15 protein-coding genes are annotated in these 19,168 nt (G+C 29.4%); 13 read left to right on the plus strand and 2 right to left on the minus strand.

Annotated features, from left to right (window positions below; all coding sequences use genetic code 11):
• Nucleotides 1-303 precede the first annotated feature (303 nt).
• The 4 genes from B2694_RS12955 to B2694_RS12970 are packed head-to-tail and all read left to right on the plus strand — an operon-like array spanning nt 304 to nt 8,253.
• A complete protein-coding gene (locus B2694_RS12955; protein WP_346886094.1) occupies nt 304-1,788 on the plus strand; it encodes a TIGR02677 family protein in 1,485 nt (494 codons plus the stop codon).
• A complete protein-coding gene (locus tag B2694_RS12960) occupies nt 1,789-2,925 on the plus strand; it encodes a TIGR02678 family protein (RefSeq protein ID WP_346886095.1) in 1,137 nt (378 codons plus the stop codon).
• Complete coding sequence (locus B2694_RS12965; RefSeq protein WP_346886096.1) at nt 2,915-6,955, plus strand: TIGR02680 family protein; 4,041 nt, start codon at nt 2,915-2,917, stop codon at nt 6,953-6,955. The genes B2694_RS12960 and B2694_RS12965 overlap by 11 nt, the downstream gene beginning before the upstream one ends.
• A gap of 8 nt (nt 6,956-6,963) precedes the next feature.
• The gene (locus tag B2694_RS12970; RefSeq protein WP_346886097.1) at nt 6,964-8,253 is read left to right on the plus strand and encodes a TIGR02679 domain-containing protein; all 1,290 of its coding nucleotides are present in this window, start codon (nt 6,964-6,966) and stop codon (nt 8,251-8,253) included.
• Nucleotides 8,254-8,367: 114 nt separating this feature from the next.
• On the opposite strand, the gene B2694_RS12975 is transcribed toward B2694_RS12970, so the two are convergent.
• Nucleotides 8,368-8,955: a restriction endonuclease gene (locus tag B2694_RS12975; RefSeq protein WP_346886098.1), complete on the minus strand. Its 588-nt coding sequence runs from the start codon at nt 8,953-8,955 to the stop codon at nt 8,368-8,370.
• Between the two features lie 201 nt (nt 8,956-9,156).
• On the opposite strand from B2694_RS12975, the gene B2694_RS12980 reads away from it, so the two are divergent.
• The 8 genes from B2694_RS12980 (at nt 9,157) to B2694_RS13015 (ending at nt 15,591) form a co-directional block, all read left to right on the plus strand.
• Nucleotides 9,157-9,639, plus strand: a complete 483-nt coding sequence (locus tag B2694_RS12980; protein WP_346886099.1) for a dCMP deaminase family protein — start codon at nt 9,157-9,159, stop codon at nt 9,637-9,639.
• A 185-nt stretch (nt 9,640-9,824) separates the two neighbouring features.
• Entirely contained in the window at nt 9,825-11,129 is a 1,305-nt protein-coding gene (gene brnQ, locus B2694_RS12985) for a branched-chain amino acid transport system II carrier protein (RefSeq protein ID WP_346886100.1), read from the plus strand.
• 167 nt (nt 11,130-11,296) lie between these two features.
• On the plus strand, nt 11,297-11,836 hold the full coding sequence (locus tag B2694_RS12990; protein ID WP_346886101.1) for a nitroreductase family protein: 540 nt from the start codon (nt 11,297-11,299) through the stop codon (nt 11,834-11,836).
• A 6-nt stretch (nt 11,837-11,842) separates the two neighbouring features.
• Entirely contained in the window at nt 11,843-12,151 is a 309-nt protein-coding gene (locus B2694_RS12995; protein ID WP_346886102.1) for a nucleoside triphosphate pyrophosphohydrolase, read from the plus strand.
• Between the two features lie 107 nt (nt 12,152-12,258).
• Nucleotides 12,259-13,296, plus strand: a complete 1,038-nt coding sequence (locus B2694_RS13000; RefSeq protein ID WP_346886103.1) for an MBL fold metallo-hydrolase — start codon at nt 12,259-12,261, stop codon at nt 13,294-13,296.
• A gap of 728 nt (nt 13,297-14,024) precedes the next feature.
• A complete protein-coding gene (mntA, locus tag B2694_RS13005; RefSeq protein WP_414632432.1) occupies nt 14,025-14,444 on the plus strand; it encodes a type VII toxin-antitoxin system MntA family adenylyltransferase antitoxin in 420 nt (139 codons plus the stop codon).
• A complete protein-coding gene (locus tag B2694_RS13010; RefSeq protein WP_035131763.1) occupies nt 14,437-14,856 on the plus strand; it encodes a HepT-like ribonuclease domain-containing protein in 420 nt (139 codons plus the stop codon). Before mntA ends, B2694_RS13010 begins: the two co-directional genes overlap by 8 nt.
• A 93-nt stretch (nt 14,857-14,949) precedes the next feature.
• Nucleotides 14,950-15,591 carry a lactate utilization protein gene (locus B2694_RS13015; RefSeq protein WP_346886104.1) on the plus strand — a complete coding sequence of 214 codons (642 nt, stop codon included), beginning with the start codon at nt 14,950-14,952 and terminating at the stop codon, nt 15,589-15,591.
• Between the two features lie 153 nt (nt 15,592-15,744).
• Here the strand turns inward: B2694_RS13015 and B2694_RS13020 are convergent, their stop codons facing one another.
• Complete coding sequence (locus B2694_RS13020) at nt 15,745-16,680, minus strand: YafY family protein (protein ID WP_346886105.1); 936 nt, start codon at nt 16,678-16,680, stop codon at nt 15,745-15,747.
• A gap of 93 nt (nt 16,681-16,773) precedes the next feature.
• On the opposite strand from B2694_RS13020, the gene B2694_RS13025 reads away from it, so the two are divergent.
• Nucleotides 16,774-19,035 (plus strand): excinuclease ABC subunit UvrA, encoded by a 2,262-nt coding sequence (locus B2694_RS13025; protein WP_346886106.1) that lies wholly within the window; start codon nt 16,774-16,776, stop codon nt 19,033-19,035.
• Nucleotides 19,036-19,168: the final 133 nt, after the last annotated feature.

Consider the following 19,168-nt stretch of genomic DNA (forward strand, 5'->3'; position numbering starts at 1 on the left):
ATTAATGAAATAAACCACTAGAAATGACTAAAAATTAATTGTTTTAATAATGTTTAATTGAATTTATACGAACAAGTGTTTAAAAGAAACTAAATTGTCAATAATTAAAAAAGCATAGTACTAATTCAATATGTTAGTTGTGAGTATTAAGATAAAGGTATAGAAAGTAAGTTAATAGAAAATATATTAAGTAATTATACGGGGTTCTATAGTAGTGTTTTTATAATAAAGTTAAGTATCATATATGATATAATTATGTAGAAATATAATTATGTAGAATAGAATTATAGGGTGAGAGTGAGTATGAAAATTGATAGAACCATTACAAGACAGATAGAAGAAGCTAAATATTTAGCCACAGAAAATACTTGGAGATATAGAACTATTATAAGAACTATATATAAAAAATATGAGCAGATGAAGTATTCCATATACAAGGAAGATATTTTTGAAGCTCTAAAATCTTATGAAGATTTTCAGAATTATACCATAGATCAATTAAAAAGTGATTTAGATCAATTGGTGAATTGGAGAAACTTAAATGCAACTGCAGATACTACTAAGGTAAATACTATTGAGGAGTTTAAAAACAGAGAGTTTAGATATGATTTATCTCCTGTAACTGTAGAAATTGAAAGAATGCTTATATCCTTAGAACATATGTCTATAGAAAATACATCTTCTTTGGAAAGTTCACTAGTTGAAAAGTTTAGGGGGCTTATAGAAAAGTTGCCTATAATTATAAAGGAAGAAGAAAAGGGCGTTTATGAATGGTTTAAAGAGTTAAATCTGAGCTTTCAACAGTTAAATAGAAATTATCAAGACTATATTTCTAAATTTTATTCCTCAAAGAATGACGAGCTTATGAAGACTACAGAATTTTTAGTCTATAAAGAGGGATTTATAAAGTATCTAAGGGAGTTTATAAGAACTTTGCAACTAAATAGTACGCCTATTAGAGATGTATTTGCGGAAGTAGATGAAATTTTAATTAATAATTTAATAAATAAACTTTTTACTTATGAAAAGAAAATTCAAAGTGTGGGATTGCAATTAAATGAAGAAGAGTATAAAGAGTTAAACAAGGGTAGAATTACATCCATGATGGAGTGGTTTGTAACCTTTAAGGAAAGGGAACCTTTAGTAGATCAACTTATAAACAATACAAATGAAATCATAAGAAGAATAACTAGATATGCAGCAGCCATAGCGGATAAAAAGGCTAATAATGCAAATAGAAAAGAGGAATATAAAAAAATAGCTAGATTTTTTAAAGAGTCTAATAATATTCATGAAGCAAATGAAATTTCTTCTTTGGTTCTAGGTTCCTTTAATGTTATGAAGGTGATAGCTAATGCAAATAGAGATACTGAGAGCATAAATAGTTCAATATATGATGAAACTCCAAGGGAGTTTGTTATAAGACCCAAAATAAGAACATATAGAGAAAAAATAGTTAAAAATCCTATAAAAAATAAGGAAGAAAAGAAGAAGGAAAAATTAGCTAAGGTTTTAGAGCGAAGATTAGGGGAACAAAAGGTAATATATACCTATATAAAGGATAAATCCATTGATTTTGGCACATTACCTATAATTCCGGCAAAGGATAGAGCTTTGCTACTTAGACTTCTTACTAAGGGTATAAGCAAAAAAAGGCAATGGCATAGAGGCGACATGGGTCTAGATTATAGGGTGGAGCTTCAAGGAGTAGACAATGTTATTGTAAAATGTGAGGATGGAGAATTTTCAATGCCTCATTATAAGATAATATTTAAGGGGGAGAAGTAGATGGAGGAATTAAAGGCTCTTTTAAAAAGCTACATCATATTAAAGGAAGATAAAACAGAGCTTTATTATTCAATTAAGGATAATTATAAATATTTCAAGCCATTTATTACAGAAAAACTTGGATATAATCTTATCTTAAGAAGTGATTTTATTAAGTTGGAAAAGTTACCAGGTAAGCCGGAAAGGTGGATGGGAATTGAGAACTTTGATAATAAAATTGAATATGTAATGGTCATGCTTCTTTTGATTTTTTTAGAGGATAAGGGGAAAGATGAGCAATTTCTATTATCTCATATTACAGAAGCACTTTCTTCCAATGATATAGATGAAAAGTTTGATTGGACTGATTATTCCACTAGAAAAAGTCTTATTAAAGTTTTAAGATTTGTCATAAAAAATAAGCTTATTTCTATAACTGATGGCGATGAAGATAATTTTGCACTAGATAATTCCAAGGAAGTACTTTTTGAAAGTACAGGAGTTTCAAGATATGTAATTAGAAATTTTGATGAAGATATACTAGAGTTTAAAAATGTTGAGGATTTAATTTTATGTATTTCTCAAAATCACGAAGCTGATAGGGGGATTTTAAGAAAAAATAGAGTTTATAGGAGGTTATTACTATCGCCTATAGTTTATAGAGAAGATTCTCCGGAAGATTATGAATATATAAGAAATTATAGAAATTATATTGAAGAGGATTTTAATAAGTATTTAGGTTGGAACCTTCATGTACATAAAAATGGAGCATTGTTAATTCCACAAGAGAAGGATAATGGTTTTTATATGTTCCCTAATGGAAAAGGTATTAGTGACGTTATGCTACATGTTTTAGGTGAAATAAGAAGTAAAGTTGAAGAGGGAGTTATATCACTTAATGAAGAAGATATTGCAGTGATGAATAAAATCGACTTTGAACAGCTTATTATACAGGTAAGACTAAGCAAGAGTCATGGATGGAGTAAGGAATTTAGAGAGATGACTCAAGGTAAATTTTTAAGTGAAGTTATAGAAGAACTTGCCAAATTTTCTTTTATAAGAGAAGAAAAAGAAACTATAAAAATTTTACCCTTATGCGGTAAAGTTATGGGGGATTATCCTAAAGACTATGTATGGGAGGAAAAGAATGAAGGATAGATATTTTATTAATAAACTAGGGTTAGTAAACTTTTGGTATTATGATATGGAGGAGTTTGAATTATCTTCAGGAAAGCTTTTGTTAAGAGGAAGTAATGGAAGTGGAAAATCTGTTACAATGCAAAGTTTTATACCCTTATTATTAGATGGTAACAAGGCTCCTGATAGATTAGACCCCTTTGGAACTAAGGCTAGAACCATTGGAAATTATCTTTTAAATGAAGATGATACTGAAAAAACTGCTTATTTATATATGGAATTTAAAAAGGGAAATAATGAAAATTACATAACTATAGGTATAGGATTAAAGGCTATTAAAAATAAACCTCTGCAAAGTTGGTACTTTATACTAAGTGATGGTAGAAGGATCAATAAAGAACTATTTCTATATAAAGATGCTGGAGAACTTATTCCTCTTACTAAAAAGCAGCTGCAAAATGAATTAGGAGAAGGAAATTTCTTTACTGAAAGTCAAAAGAGTTATATGGAAGCTGTTAATAGATATCTTTTTGGCTTTGATGATTTAGAAGCTTATGAGGAGTTATTAAACCTTTTAATAAGCATAAGAAGTCCAAAGCTATCTAAGGATTTTAAACCTACAGAAATATATAAGATACTTACAGATTCCTTAAAGGTTTTAAGTGATGAAGATTTAAGACCAATTTCAGATTCTATGGAAAATATGGATAGCTTAAAGGATTCCTTAGATGAAAGTAAAAGTGCATTAAAGGCAGCTAATAATATAAAATATCACTATGATAGATATAATAGCCAGGTTCTTGTTGAAAAAGGAAGGGTGACTTTAGAATCCTATAAAAGTTTAAAGGAAGCTGAAAAAAGTAAAGAAGAAAAAAGTAAAGAATATGAGGATTGTTTAGGTTATAAAAAAACACTTAGTGAAGATTTAGATGAGAAAGAATCCACCTTGAAAATTGCTGAAGAAAAATATGAAAGGCTTATAGATAGGGAAGAACTTAAAAGCAAAAGAGAGTTAGAAAGTATTAAGGTTAGGTTAGAAGAAAATTTAAGAGGCAAGTTACAGAAGGAAGAAGCCCTTGAGAATAAAAAGAAGTTAGAAGTAGATTTAAACAGAGATATAAAGGTTCAAAGGGATGCAACTGATATATTATTAATAGCTTTAAAGAAAAGTATAGATGAGGCTGAGGACTTAGGAAAAGAAATTCATTTTCAACAGGGGTTAGGACTTAGTAATGAAGATATTAGTAGTTTAAAGGAAGAGGATATTACTTATAGAGAAGTTGCTATAAAATTATATGAAAAGAAACTAAAAGAAGCTGAGAAAGCATTAAATGATTTTGAAGAACAGAAGAAAAAACTAATTGAAGTAACTAAGGAATTAGATAGCACTGAAAAGGATTATGAAGTAGAAAAGAAGAATATGACAAGAGTTGAGGGGATATTTCTTGAAGAAAAGGAAGACTATAAAGTTAAAATTAATAAGGTAATGAAAGAAAGTACTTTATTTTCCTTAGAAGAGAAAGAAAAATTAGATATATTTAAAGCTGTAGATATAATAGATGATTTTTTTCATATTCAAAATTGCAAGAATTTGTTGCAAGACTTTGTAAATGGTAAAATTAATGAGATAAAAAGTAATATACAGTTAGAAAATAGATTCATAGAAGTATATCTTGAAGATATTGAAAAAATTAAAGAATATATTAATGAACTAAAAAATAATAAGGAAATTGAACCTGAAAGAAGTGAAGAAGTAAAGAAAAACAGAGAAAGACTAAAAGAAAGTGGTATAAACTTTATTCCACTGTATAGGGCTTTAGATTTTAGTAAAGACATTGAAGAAAAAGTAAAGGGAAATATTGAATCAGCTCTTATAGATATGGGACTTTTAGATGCTTTAGTTATAGATCCAAAGGATAAGGAGGTAGCCATTAAGTTTGAAGAGGGAATGGCAGATAAATATATTTTTTCAGATCCAAATTTAATGAGCTATAATCTAAGTAATCTTTTAACTATAGATAAGCAGTTAAAGGAAAATAAATTACATGAAGAAGTCTATAATGTTTTACAAAGTGTGTTTTTAGATGAAAGTGGTTCTACTTATTTAGATGAAAAGGGATTTTATAAGTTAGGAATACTAGGTGGTAAAACTACAAGTGGATATGTACAAAAATATATAGGGGAAGCTTCTAGAAGAAGACATAGGGAAGAACTTATAAAAGATAATGAAGAAGAAATAAAAAACATAGAGAATAATATAGATAAGCATAAAAAAAGTATAGAATTATTAACTAATGATATTTCTATACTTCAAAGAGAATATGAAAGATTACCAAGTACTGAAAATATCCATGAAGCTCTAAAGCTAATAAAGGAATTAGAGGTAAAGCTTAAAAATATGGATGATAGAATTATTGTTTTAAGGAATAAGGAGTTTGAAGAAAAAGAAAAGTTAAATTCTATAAAGGTTTTAGTAATGAAAAGCCTAGATGGTCTTGGGGAGATTAATAATCTAAAGGTGATCAGGGAAGTATTAGAATCCATTCAGTTTTATAAGGAAGAGATGAATAGCATAAAGGTGAATTTAGGTAAGCTTACAGGGTCACTAAATTTACTAGATGCACGGGAAGAAGCTCTAAGGAATATTTTGAAGGATGTTGATGATCTGTACTATGATATAAGCTTAATTACTAGGAAATTAAAAGAGGATGAAATAAGAAGAGATGCCATTATAGAATCCTTACAGAAAGTAGATATGAAGGAAATAGAAGAAGAAATAGATTCCTGTTTAAGGGTTAAAAGAGAAAACCCTGAGAGGATAAAACAGCTAAGCTCAAAACTAGGCAAACAAGAGGAACGAATGGCTTTATTACAGGGGCAAATTAAGGAACTTGAAGCTATAATTGAGGAAAGAATAAAATCCTATAATGAACTTATAAATATATTTAAGGAAGAGTATAATCTTGGATATGTAACTCAAAATCAAGATGGAGATTTCCTTAAAATTTGTAAGACTATAGTATCTGAACTTCCAAGTAGTGAAGATAAGAATAGGGAATTTTATTCTAATAACCTCATTGAGTCTATGAATAAAAATTCAGGAGAATTAAGAGAATATAATCTTAAATTTATTAATTTATTTTCTAATGAAAGTGAAGATAAAACTAAGTGGTTAAGGGAAAGAAGAGATTTAAGATGCAAAGTTGAAGGGAAGGAAGTTTCATTTACAGTACTTCTAGAGGAAATTAAAAAGTCTATTGAGGAATTAGACCTTTTAATTAGTGAAGAGGAAAAAAAGATATTTGAGGAAATTCTCATGAATACTATAAGTCAGAAGATTAAAGCCAAGATTAATCAATCTGAAAAGTGGGTAGAGAAAATTAATGCGTTAATGAATAGTATGGATACATCTTCTTCATTAAAATTAAATCTATCTTGGAATCCTAAAAAGGCTGATGAAGAAGGTCAATTAGATACTTTAAAGATAATAGAAATTTTAAAACGTGGAGATAGAAATACTGAGAGTGATTTTAGTAAACTAGAGAAACATTTTTCTCAAAAGATAAGAACTGAGCTTAGAAAGTATGAGGGTACAGGTGAGGTTAGAAATTATCACTCTATCATTAAAGAAGTTCTAGATTATAGGCAGTGGTATGAATTTAAACTTCATTTTGTAAAAAACAATGAGAGACGAAAGGAACTAACAAATAATGCCTTCTTCCAATTTTCCGGAGGAGAAAAGGCGATGTCTATGTACATTCCACTTTTCTCTGCTATTTATGCTCGTTATGAAAAGGGAAGAGGGGATTGTCCTAGGATAATTTCTATGGATGAAGCTTTTGCTGGTGTAGATGAAAATAATATTAGAGATATGTTTAGATTGCTTAAGCAGTTAGACCTACAGTATATATTAAATTCTCAAATTTTATGGGGAGATTATGATACTGTAGATGATTTATCTATTTGTGAACTTATAAGGGAAGAAAATGATGATGTGGTGACAGTACTTAGATATCATTGGAATGGAAAAGAAAAGGTTCTGTTACCCTAGGAGGAATTATGGAAAAAGATGAAATAGTAAAAGAGGCTGTGAAATATTTAAAAGAAAGAAAAGAGTATGATAAAGTTCTTAAAGCCTTGAAGGATAAGTATAAAAATACTGGAAAGTTAACTGGAAAAGTAATGCTCACTAATCTTTCCTATGAAGAAAGAGTGCTCCTAGGGGATATTGATTATACATTGTATGAAGAAAAGGGCGGGAGTCTAAATGTAAAAAAGTTTGTGGATTTTTTCTCCCAGGGGAAATTTCATGAAGTAGACTTTTTAGCGGTTTTAAAATGTTATTTTGGTGGAGATATAAAAACTAAAAAAGAAAAGAAAGAGGAAGAAGATTTTCTAAAAGAAGATTTCTTTCAAGAATTATTAGATTTATTTAAATGTGAAGGAATTAAATTGTGGTTAGAAGGTGCCCTGCAGTATAAAAATTATGGTTATAATTCAATAGTTAGGTGTTACAAGGCTAATTCTAAGGAACTAAAAGATATAATGTTAAATATAGATAAGGGTTTAAGCTTTCTTATGCCACCTACAGGAGAGTATATACCCTTAGCCAAATTTTCGTCCCTTATAACTAGAGATTCTCATTACTTTGATGTAGATAACATTCCAGGAAAGCTATTTTTAGCTGCTCTTGGATATCTACATGGCATGAAGGCTTCAACAGTTTATGGAATCAATGAGCTTTTAGCTAAAGTGGGAATAATAAGAGATGAAATATCCAATTTTACTATTACATATGGATTGCAAATCTATGATGACAATGAAGAACTAGAGGGGTATAAATGGTTTAGAAGAGAAAGGCAACCAATAATTTTAAATACTTATAATCTTAATTCAATAAAGGAAATTAAAGCCGTTAAAAGTAAAGTTTTCGTTTTTGAAAATCCAACAGTATTTTATGAGTTAATGAAGATGACAGAAGACATCTCAGTTACTTTACTTTGCACTAGTGGACAGCCTAATTATAGTTCTCTAATTATTTTAGATAAACTCTATAAAAGCGGTACAGAAATATACTATAGTGGAGATCTTGATCCTGAAGGGTTACAAATAGCTGATAATTTAAAATATAGATATGATGGAGGTTTAAACTTTTTTGGAATGAATGTAGATAATTATCTAAGGATAATTGGGAATATTTCATTTCATGAAAGATTAGGAAAATTAAATACTATTACATCAAAGGAGTTAAAACCCTTAGTTGATGAGATGCTCATCCATGGTAAGGCAGGTTATCAAGAACTTCTTATTAATTATTATTATGAAAATATATTAAAACAGTTAAAGTAATTAAGAGAATAGTAGTTATATATTGCTATAAATACTTATAAATCCTTATAAATAAATAGAGTTCTTAGCTCATAGAAGCTAAGAACTCTATTTATCTAAGGAGTAGTTGAGTCTTTAAATCTCTACGGCGAGTTCATAGTCATCTTGATTTTCTCGTTCTTCAATAAGCTTTAAAATATAATCCATAGTATATATTTTAAGAGATAAATCACTGTTGTCTTCTAGTTTACCAATGTATTCTAGGGCATTAGGGGACACACTGCCTGTAGTAAGAATAATACCTTTTTTTATATTGTTTGCCATCATAGCACCAACAAGTTTTTGGCATATAACTCTTCCTATAAAAAACTCATCAGAAGCATTATCTTCATCATTAGAGGCTAGAGTTTTACTAGAATCATATCTTTTACATTCAACATATATTTTTTCATCGTCTGAATTTGTAAGAATTAAATCAACTCCACCATCATTACTAGGAGGTGTAAGCTTTATATCCTTATATTCAGGGTTATTATGAAAAAGCCATTGACAGAAGCCTTCAAATTGAAGTCCTGTTAATCTATTAATATTTTCTTTTTTAATCCTCATAGTAAATTTTAGTTGTTCATCTTTAAAGCCTCTTATTTTCTCAATAAATTGAGTAAAGCTCTTTATAAGTATTATGAGTACTATAAGTAGTACTAAAATTTCATATTTGTTCATAAGAATCACCTCGTATAATAATTATTGTCATTATAGAAAAAAATTAATCAATATATTTGGGATCTTTGCTTTACCATGTAATATTAATGAGCACAATAAACAGATATTTTTATATGAAATCCATAACAGATTTAGAAAAGTATCTTTAATTATGAAGGTTTTTAATATAAAATAGTAATAAATACTTCAAGGAGGTTATGTATGAAGAGAGAAGATTATATTTCTTGGAATGATTATTTTATGAGTATTTCTTTGTTATCAGGAATGAGAAGTAAGGATCCATCAACACAGGTTGGGGCTTGTATAGTTGATTGCGACAATAGGATAGTTTCTATTGGATATAATGGATTTATTAATGGATGTAGTGATGAAGATTTTCCTTGGAGTAGAGATGGAGAATTTTTAGAAACTAAGTATCCTTATGTAGTGCATGCTGAGCAAAATGCTATTTTAAATGCTAGAGGTAAGTCTTTAGAAGGCTGTAGACTATATGTAAATTTATTCCCTTGCCATGAATGTGCTAGAAACATCATTCAATCAGGCATAAAGGAAGTTTATTATCTTAGTGATAAGTATGCTGAAACAGATTCTATAAAAGCCTCTAAATATATGTTTGAAAAGGCTAATGTGAAATTAACTCAATTAACTCCAAGTGTAGACAAGATAGAGATAAAATTAAAATAGACCTATTAAATTAGAGCTAAAAGGATTGTCTCATATTTTTATAGTGAGATAATCTTTTTTTATTTATGAGCAATATCAACTGAATTTTAGAATGAATTAAAATTCCATTTTAAGATTGGTTGAACGTATACCTAAGAGGTTAAATAATTATATTTAAAGACAGAATTTGTTAAGGAGTAGGTTAAATGAAAACTAAAGATATGACGAGAGATGCTATAGTAATTGGTTTTGCTTTATTTGCTATGTTTTTTGGAGCAGGAAATCTTATATTTCCAACATTTTTAGGATTAGAATCAGGGATAAGTTGGAGTAGTGGATTGTTTGGATTTGTTTTAGCTGATGTGGGTTTAGCTATACTATCAATTATAGCTGCAGCTAAATGCAATGGAGATGTAAGTGAGATTTTTGGGAAGGTAGGTAAAAAATTATCAATAATTTTGGGTGCTGTTATAATGGTATGCTTAGGACCACTTTTAGCCATACCGAGGACAGCAGCAACAACCTATGAAATGGGTATTGTGCCAATATTCAAAGGATTTAGCCCAGTAGTATTTTCAATAATATTTTTTGCTATAGCCTTGGTTTTATCTATAAAACCATCTAGAGTAATTGATATAATAGGTCAGTTTTTAACCCCAATGCTTCTCATAACTCTACTATTACTCATATTAGTTGGAATAATAAATCCAATTGATTCTATCAGTATAGCGCCAAGAGTAGAAAGTATATTTGCAGAAGGAGTAATCCAAGGTTATCAAACCATGGATGCATTAGGAGCTATAGCATTATCTACTGTTGTAATAACAACATTAAGTAATAAAGGATATAAAGGAATAAAGGAAAAAATAAAATTAACCTTAAAAGCATCTATTGTTGCCTCAATAGGACTAGTTTTAGTCTATGGTGGGTTGACTTATTTAGGAGCTACCATTTCAAATCAATATGAAAACATACCATTAGGAGAAATATCTCAAACTGCATTAATAGTACATATAACAGATATATTACTTGGAAAACCAGGAAAGATATTATTAGCAATAATAATAGGTCTTGCATGTCTTACAACAGCAATAGGACTTACGTCTGCAACAGCCCAGTATTTTAGTAAAGTATCAAAGGGAAAATGGAAATATAGAGATATAGTTATATTCGTATGCGTGTTTAGTAGTATAGTAGCTAATTTTGGAGTAAGTACTATAATAAAATTTTCAGCACCAATATTAAGTGTTATCTATCCTCCAACAGTTACATTGGTAATATTAACATTATTTAAAGAAAAAATTAAGAACAATTATGTGTTTATTTTTTCAACATATACAGCTTTATTTATAAGTGTATTAACGGTTTTAAACGATATGGGAATAGGCAGTTCAATAGGAGTACCAATAGTAACTGAACTTCCATTTGCGAATTTGGGTTTTAACTGGATAGTTCCAGTTATAGTGGCAGGTATAATGGGGAATTTTATTAAAACAAACACAGAAATATAATATCTTCATCATATTTCATATTACAAAGATATACAAGGCAATCAATAAGTGTTATGGATGATTTATATAATTGTAGCAAACATGTTATAATAGATACATGTAAATGCGTATTTTAAAGATAGAATACCTACATAATTTAATATAAAAATTAGTTTGGAGGTAGAATTATGATTAAAGCAATTGAAGAGCGTAGAAGCATAAGAAGATATATGGATAAACAAGTGGAAGATGAGAAGTTATTACAAATTCTTCATAGTGCAAGACTAGCACCATCAGGTAGTAATACACAACCATGGCAAATTATTGTGGTTAAGGAGCAGAGAAATAGAGAAAAAATTGCAGCTGCTGCGTATAATCAAAAGTGGATGGTTAGTGCACCTGTCCACCTTGTGTGTGTTGCAGATATAAAATCAAGGTTACCTAAGTGTGATGGCCTTTATATTGATGAATATAGTAAGGAATTCGAAGTTAAGCAAATTATTAGAGATACATCTATTGCCATTGAACATATGGCACTTGAAGCAACAGATTTAGGGTTGGGAACTTGTTGGATTGCTTGGTTTGAACAGAATGACTTTAGACCAGTTTTTAATATTCCTGATGATAAGTATGTGGTTGCAGTGTTAACTTTAGGTTATCCAGATGAAGCACCAAGTCCTCGTCCAAGAAAGAATTTAGAAGAAATAGTTCATTATGAGCAGTGGTAATAGATTATGAAAGTATATAATAAATTAGTAAGAGATAAGATTCCACAGGTGATAGCTGAAGATGGAAATCAGTGCGATATAAAAATTGCATCTAAAGATGACATGATTTCTTTATTAGAAGATAAGCTAAAAGAAGAGGTAAATGAATATCTAAAGGATAAAAATTTAGAGGAGCTAGCGGATATTATGGAAGTGCTGTTTGGGATAGCTCATAATTTAGGATATTCTGAAGAGGAATTAGTGGAGAAAAGAAATTGCAAGTTGAATCAGCGTGGGGGATTTAAGGAAGGAATTGTTCTTAAGTCTGTTAAGTAAAAAATATAAACTATATTTTAGTCGGTATGATTAAAATTATAGAGCGTAATGTTATAAAAAGTTTTTATTTAGTTTTTAATAATGAGGCAAAAGATAAGGAGATACTGATGATAAGAGAATTATTTGAAGATATATATCAAATAGAGGTAGAACTTCCGGATAATCCTTTAAGGGCACTAAATGCCTATTTAATTAAAGGTAATGAAAGAAATCTACTTGTGGATACAGGCTTTCGCAAGGTTAAATCTTTAGAAAGCTTAAGACAAAGTTTAAAAGAATTGAATGTGAATATGGCCAATACGGATATATTTTTAACTCATCTTCATGATGACCATACAGGTCTTGTACCATTTCTTTTAAATTCCAATAATAAGGCTTATATTCATCCAAGAGAAAGTGAAGAGATATATAATTTAAGAAAAGTAACTTATATGGAAGAAATTAATATATTTAATGAAGCAATGGGATTTCCTAAGGGCGAGGCGGTATCAGCACTAAAAGCTCTAAGAGATCAAGAAGGTTTTGAAGAAAGTTTCACTGAGCCAACCTATACAGATATCAAGGATGGGGAAACATTAAAGGTAGGAAAGTATGAGTTTAAATGCATTTTGACTCCAGGGCACACCCCAGCTCATTGCTGCTTATATGAAGAAAACCATAGGATTTTAATTGGTGGAGATTTAATATTAGCAAAGATAACTCCCAATATAGCCTATAATCTTGATCAATGGATGGAAAACCCTTTACAGGAATACTTTGATAGCTTAGATAGAGTTGCATCTCTACCTATAGACGTGACACTGTCTTCTCATAGAGCTATTATAAGGAATACTAAAAAGAGAATAAGAGAACTCAAGGACCATTATGATCTTAGGTTAGAGGAAATCATGGATATTTTGGCTAATGGAGAAAAACTTTCGCCTTATGAAATTGCAGGAAGAATGCACTGGAGTATAACAATTAAAAACTGGGAAGACTTCCCAATAACTCAAAGATTCTTTGCGCTAGGGGAGTGTATGTCCCACTTAGTCTATCTTGAAAAGCTTGAAATGATAAATAAGTTATATAAAGACGGAAAGATTTATTATGTTATATCAAATAAAGGATTAGTGTGGGCAATAGTTAAGTACATTAAAGAAAGTTAAAAGAGTGAGTTTAAAAATAAATATAAAGGATGTTTAGAAATAAGGTTATTTCAAAACATCCTTTTAAGTTCTAAAATTATTGAGCTACTGTTGATGAACAGATTTTACAGATGTTTATAGTTTTTCCGTCTTCACATTTCTTAGTCCATACCAATTTTACTCTTTTCTACCGCATAGAGGGCATGTACCTCTCCAACCTACTATTTTCTTAATAACCTTACCTCTTCTTTGCTTACCCATTTTCTCATCGCTCCTTTCTTTAAAAATATATTTTTAGAAAGGCAGAGTTATGACTAAAAGTTAAGATAAGCTTAAATAAAAAAGTAGTACCACAATTAAGTTAGCACTACTCTTATATATTTTTAGGGTATGTTGATTATCTATACATTTAGGTTATAAGATAAATGCTGGAAATGGAAACGAAAACATAACCAGCATTCATCTCATAAGAGTTTAAAATTAAATGAAAATGTAAAACGTAAAATTTTAATGTAAGTAATATTATAGTTTTATTTTAACATAAAACACTATAAATAAATTAATTAAATTAACTATTTACAATAAATTTCAAAAGTTGTTAAGTAATCATTAAAAATATTAATAAAATATGTATATAAAATAAATAAAATGATAAGTAGTATAGCGTATTTTATTTTACAATACGGTTTATTATTTTACAAATGTTGTATATAATAAAGATATGAATATTAGAAAAGTTGGTGATCACATTGTCAAACCAATTAATTAAAGAAGAAATCTTAAATAAGTTAAAATCAGAAGAATTTACTGGTTTTATAAAGAGATTTGACATTATAAATATAGTTGTATTTGGAAGTGTTTTAACTGAAGAGTTTAATGAAGAATCAGATGTAGATATTGCAGTATTAGGAAAAGGTAGTTTCTCTTTAGATGATATTTTAGAAATAGAGTTATTTTTAGAAAGGTTTTTAGAAAGAGAAATTGATGTTGTAGATTTAAAGAGTAAAACTTTAGATATATTTGTTAAGATAAGTATTCTAAACTCTTGCGAAATTATATATTCAACTGATAATAAGGTCTTTGAAGAGTTTTGCGATGACGTGGAGTGGATATATAGAGAAAATGAAAATTTTATTCATTTTAGAAAGGTTGATGTTTTGTATGAATGAAGAAAGACTTATGAGGATAATTGAGGATTTAAAGGAATGTAGTAGTGATATAGAAGAATGTATAGAAATTATTAAAACTAGCAATGATAGATTACTCTTAAAGTTAGCAAAATCAAGTTTAAGGCAGTTATTTGTTAGTTTTCATACCATCCTTGAGGATTTATGCTCCATTATACTAAAGGAAATAAAAAGATTTAAGATAGGTATAAGCTTAAGTGATAGCTTAAAAATATTTAGAGAAGAGGGAATTTTAGATCAGGATACTTATGAATTCTTAGAAAAATCTAAGTTAATTAGAAATAGAATTGCTCATAGATACAAAGAACCAACTCATGAAGAACTTTTCAATCATATTGTGAAATATAAAAGTAAATTCAAAAAGATTATTAGAATAGCAGCTAGTTATTTATAAATTATGACAAGATGAAAAGACAGTATTATGAAAAAACACAATCTACAAAAGAAACTAAAATGTAAAATTCTATTTTAGAAAGGAGCACTTAAAATGGATAACAATACTTTATGGTATATGGAGAAGAGAATTGATAGAACTATAAAAAATCTGAACAGAAGAAACATGGATGGATTCTTTGTTAAAGATAAAAATGAGCTAATAACGCTTTTAAAGAAGCTAATAGATGATAATTCCACAGTTGGAGTAGGAGACTCTATGACACTTTTTGAAACAGGAGTTATAGATTTTCTACGCAAAGGTGATTATGTATTTTTGGACAAGTATAGAGATGGAATTACTAGTGAAGAGAAGAAGGAAATTTATCTAAAAAATTTTTCTGCAAACACATTCATGTGTAGCACTAATGCATTAACAGAGGATGGTGAGCTATATAATATTGATGGTAATGGAAGTAGAGTTGCACCAATGCTATATGGTCCAAAGCAAGTTATTTTAGTAGCTGGAATAAATAAAATTGTAAAGGATATAGAGGAGGCGGAAAAGAGAGTTAGAAATTATGCTGCTCCTATTGATGCTAAGAGGTTAAATAAAGATACTCCATGTACTACCTTAGGCTATTGTGTAGATTGTAAAAGTCCCAACAGAATATGTAATGATTTCACAATTATAAGAGGTCAGTTTATTAAAAATAGAATAAAAGTAATTATTGTGGGAGAACAACTAGGTTATTGATAATCTCTAAAGTGTTTAAACCTATATTCATTTACATAGTAAGAAACTGATATTTAAGGTTAGTAATTATTTAAATAGAATATTATATAAAAATCTTCACTAATAATTAAATATCACTGAAGATTTTATAATACTTCTTTTATATTAATATAATTAATCTGAATAATGATTTATTACTTTATATGCTTCCTGTTTTATATAATTTATAATTTCTTGTGGCTCAATTACTGTTGCATCAGTACCTAATTGTAAAAAATACTTAGCTGTAAACTGAAGTTCACTTTTATCGATTTTAGTATCTATATAACCATCCCCTTGATCTGAAGCTATAATATGAGACTCTAGCCAAGGAGAACTTTTGCATTGTCTAACACCTTCGCTAGTGAGATTTACATAAAGTCTAATAGGGGACTCTATTTTATAGCTGCGAAACCAATCATTAATACTCATTTCTATTTCATGTTTTGTATTAGTATCCTGTAAAGATAAAATACGATCACCACGAAATTGGCGAATTTCATTGTATTTAAAATCAAAGGCAGGCATATACCAAAAACCATCATAGGAATATAATCCAATTGGTGCAACTTCTCTAAAATTACTTCCTGATTTTGACAGATACTCAATTTTTAATATATTTTTATCCATTGCTGCTTCTATAATTTCTCTTAAAAATTGGGTTGGAGTTTCTCTTTTTCTATTCCAAAAGGATAGGACAGAATCAAGATTATTTACTTTCTGTTGCAAATCATTAGGAAGGTTATAGTATAACTTCCTAGAAGTGGAGTCAATATTAATTGTAAAAGGTAATGATTGATAATATTTTAGGGACTGAAAAGCAAAGAAAATTGAGAGGGCTTCATTTTCATCGAATACAATAGGGGGAAGTAGCCTGTTGTTTAATATTCTGTAGCCACCATTTCTACCAGGTTCAGTATAAAGAGGAACTCCCATTTCACTTAAGTCCATTAGATAGCGATGTGCTGTTCTGGTAGAAATATCAAATTCTTGTGCCACATCCTGTGCAGTAAAAATACGCTTTGTGTTGACATAAAGAATCAAATCGAATAAAAGTTTTGTCTTTGACAAATTATCACCTCCTAAAATTAAAACCATGACAACTATTGTCATGGTTTTAATATATATTATTTTTAGAGGATATACAATAGGAGGGAATTAGAAATGAACAATAATGACTTTATTTATGTAAGAGGTGCACAGGAAAAAAATCTTAAAAATGTGAATATAGCAATTCCTAAAAAGCAAATAACTGTTTTTGTTGGTGTTTCTGGATCTGGAAAATCGGCATTAGTATTTGATACAATTGCTGCAGAATCTCAACGTCAACTAAATGAAACGTATTCTAGTTTTATACAAAATAGATTACCACATTATGGACATCCTGAAGCAGAGTCAATAGAGAATCTATCTGTAGCAATTGTTATAAATCAAAAAAAAATTGGAGATAATGCACGTTCCACTGTGGGTACTGTTACAGATATTTACGGTTTATTACGTCTGCTATTTTCGCGTTTTGGAAGTCCCTTTGTGGGATATTCAGACATGTTTTCATTTAATAGTACACAGGGAATGTGTCTAGAATGTCAAGGTTTAGGAAGTAAAAGAAAAGTTCATATAGATAAGTTAATTGATGAAAATAAATCTTTAAATGAGGGAGCAATTTTGTTTCCAACCTTTTACCCAGGAGATTTTAGATGGAAGAGGTATGTATGTACTGGCTTATTTGATAATGATAAAAAAGTAAAGGATTATACGGATGAGGAGCTCGATATTTTACTATATAAAACTGGCTTTAAGCCGCCAAATCCTACAAAAGATTGGCCATCTACATCACAATATGAGGGAGTTATTCCAAGAATTAAGCGTACTTTTTTAGATAAAGAATCAAGGGATTCCAAATTATATAAAAGTCATATTCAGCGAATAGTATCGCATGAAGTTTGTCCTTTATGTAAGGGTGACAGATTAAATGAAAGAGTGTTATCCTGTAAAATAAACGGAAAGAATATTGCTGACTGTGCAAAAATGCAGGTTAGTGCTTTGATAGATTTTATTAAAGCGATTCAACAGCCTGAAGCATATACTATTATTTATGCTTTATTGAAAAGATTAGTAAATTTAAATTCTATTGGATTGGGCTATTTAAATTTAGATCGTGGAACGTCTAGCTTGTCAGGTGGTGAAGCTCAAAGGATTAAAATGGTTCGACAACTTGGAAGCAGTTTAACGGATATCACATATATTTTTGATGAGCCAAGTATTGGCCTCCATCCACATGATATTAGCAGAATAAATCTATTATTAAAGGAGTTAAGGGATAAAGGCAACACAATTATTATAGTGGAGCATGACCCAGATATAATAAAAGTTGCAGATCATGTTATAGAAATCGGACCCAAGTCAGGAAGAGGTGGAGGAAATATCATATATCAGGGTAAATTACAGCAGTTAGCCTTAGAAAATACTCTAACCTCAAAATTTCTGAAGCGTAAACCAATTTTAAAAGAGAAGCCTAGAATTCCTAAAGGGTGGTTAACAATATCACATGCAAATTTGCATAATTTAAAAGATATTACTGTGAATATTCCAGAAAATGTTATAAATGTTGTAACGGGAGTAGCGGGTTCAGGAAAAAGTACACTTATAAATGGCGTTTTACCAATGTATTATCCTGAGGCTATTTTTATTGATCAAAAATCAATTGGAGCTACTAAGCGTTCTAATTTAGCAACTTTCACTGATATATTTGATATTATTAGAAATTTATTTGCAAAGGAAAGTCAAATGGATGCTTCACTTTTTAGTTTTAACTCAAAGGGAGCTTGTTCAAACTGTAAAGGACTTGGAGTTGTTGATATAGAACTTGCTTTTATGGACACAGTGACAAGTAGCTGTGAGACATGTAAAGGTAAGAGATTTAAAAAAGAAGTTCTTTCATTTACTCTTCGTGGTAAAAATATTAGCGAAGTACTTACTATGACTGTAGACGAAGCTATAGAATTTTTTAACGAAAAAGAGATTAAGGTAGTATTAGAAAAACTAAAGGAAGTTGGTCTTGGTTATTTGGCATTAGGTCAGCCACTAAACACTTTATCAGGTGGGGAGTTACAGAGAGTTAAGCTGGCAGCAGAATTAGAGAGTGATGGCAAAGTGTATATACTAGATGAACCAACCACAGGATTGCACATGTCAGATATAGAATTATTAATTAATATTTTTAATAAGCTTGTTAATCAAGGAAGTACTTTAATTATAATTGAACACAATTTAGATGTAATGTGCCATGCAGATTGGATTATTGATATTGGTCCTGGTGCTGGTGAAGATGGTGGCAGAGTTATATTTGAAGGGTACTTGTCGGATATTATAAACTGTAATGAATCAATCACAGGAAAATATCTAAAAAAGTATTTAACAACATAAGGAATACATAATAATCGGAGCAAAGAGATTAATAGAGTTGCAATAGTATAAATACTATTGACAATATAGCTACCATGCAATACAATATAGAAAAGGACTATTATGCATTACAATATACCTTGTGATAAATAGT

This window comes from Clostridium sp. UBA4395 (assembly GCF_002390995.1).
Taxonomy (GTDB): domain Bacteria; phylum Bacillota; class Clostridia; order Clostridiales; family Clostridiaceae; genus Clostridium_J; species Clostridium_J sulfidigenes.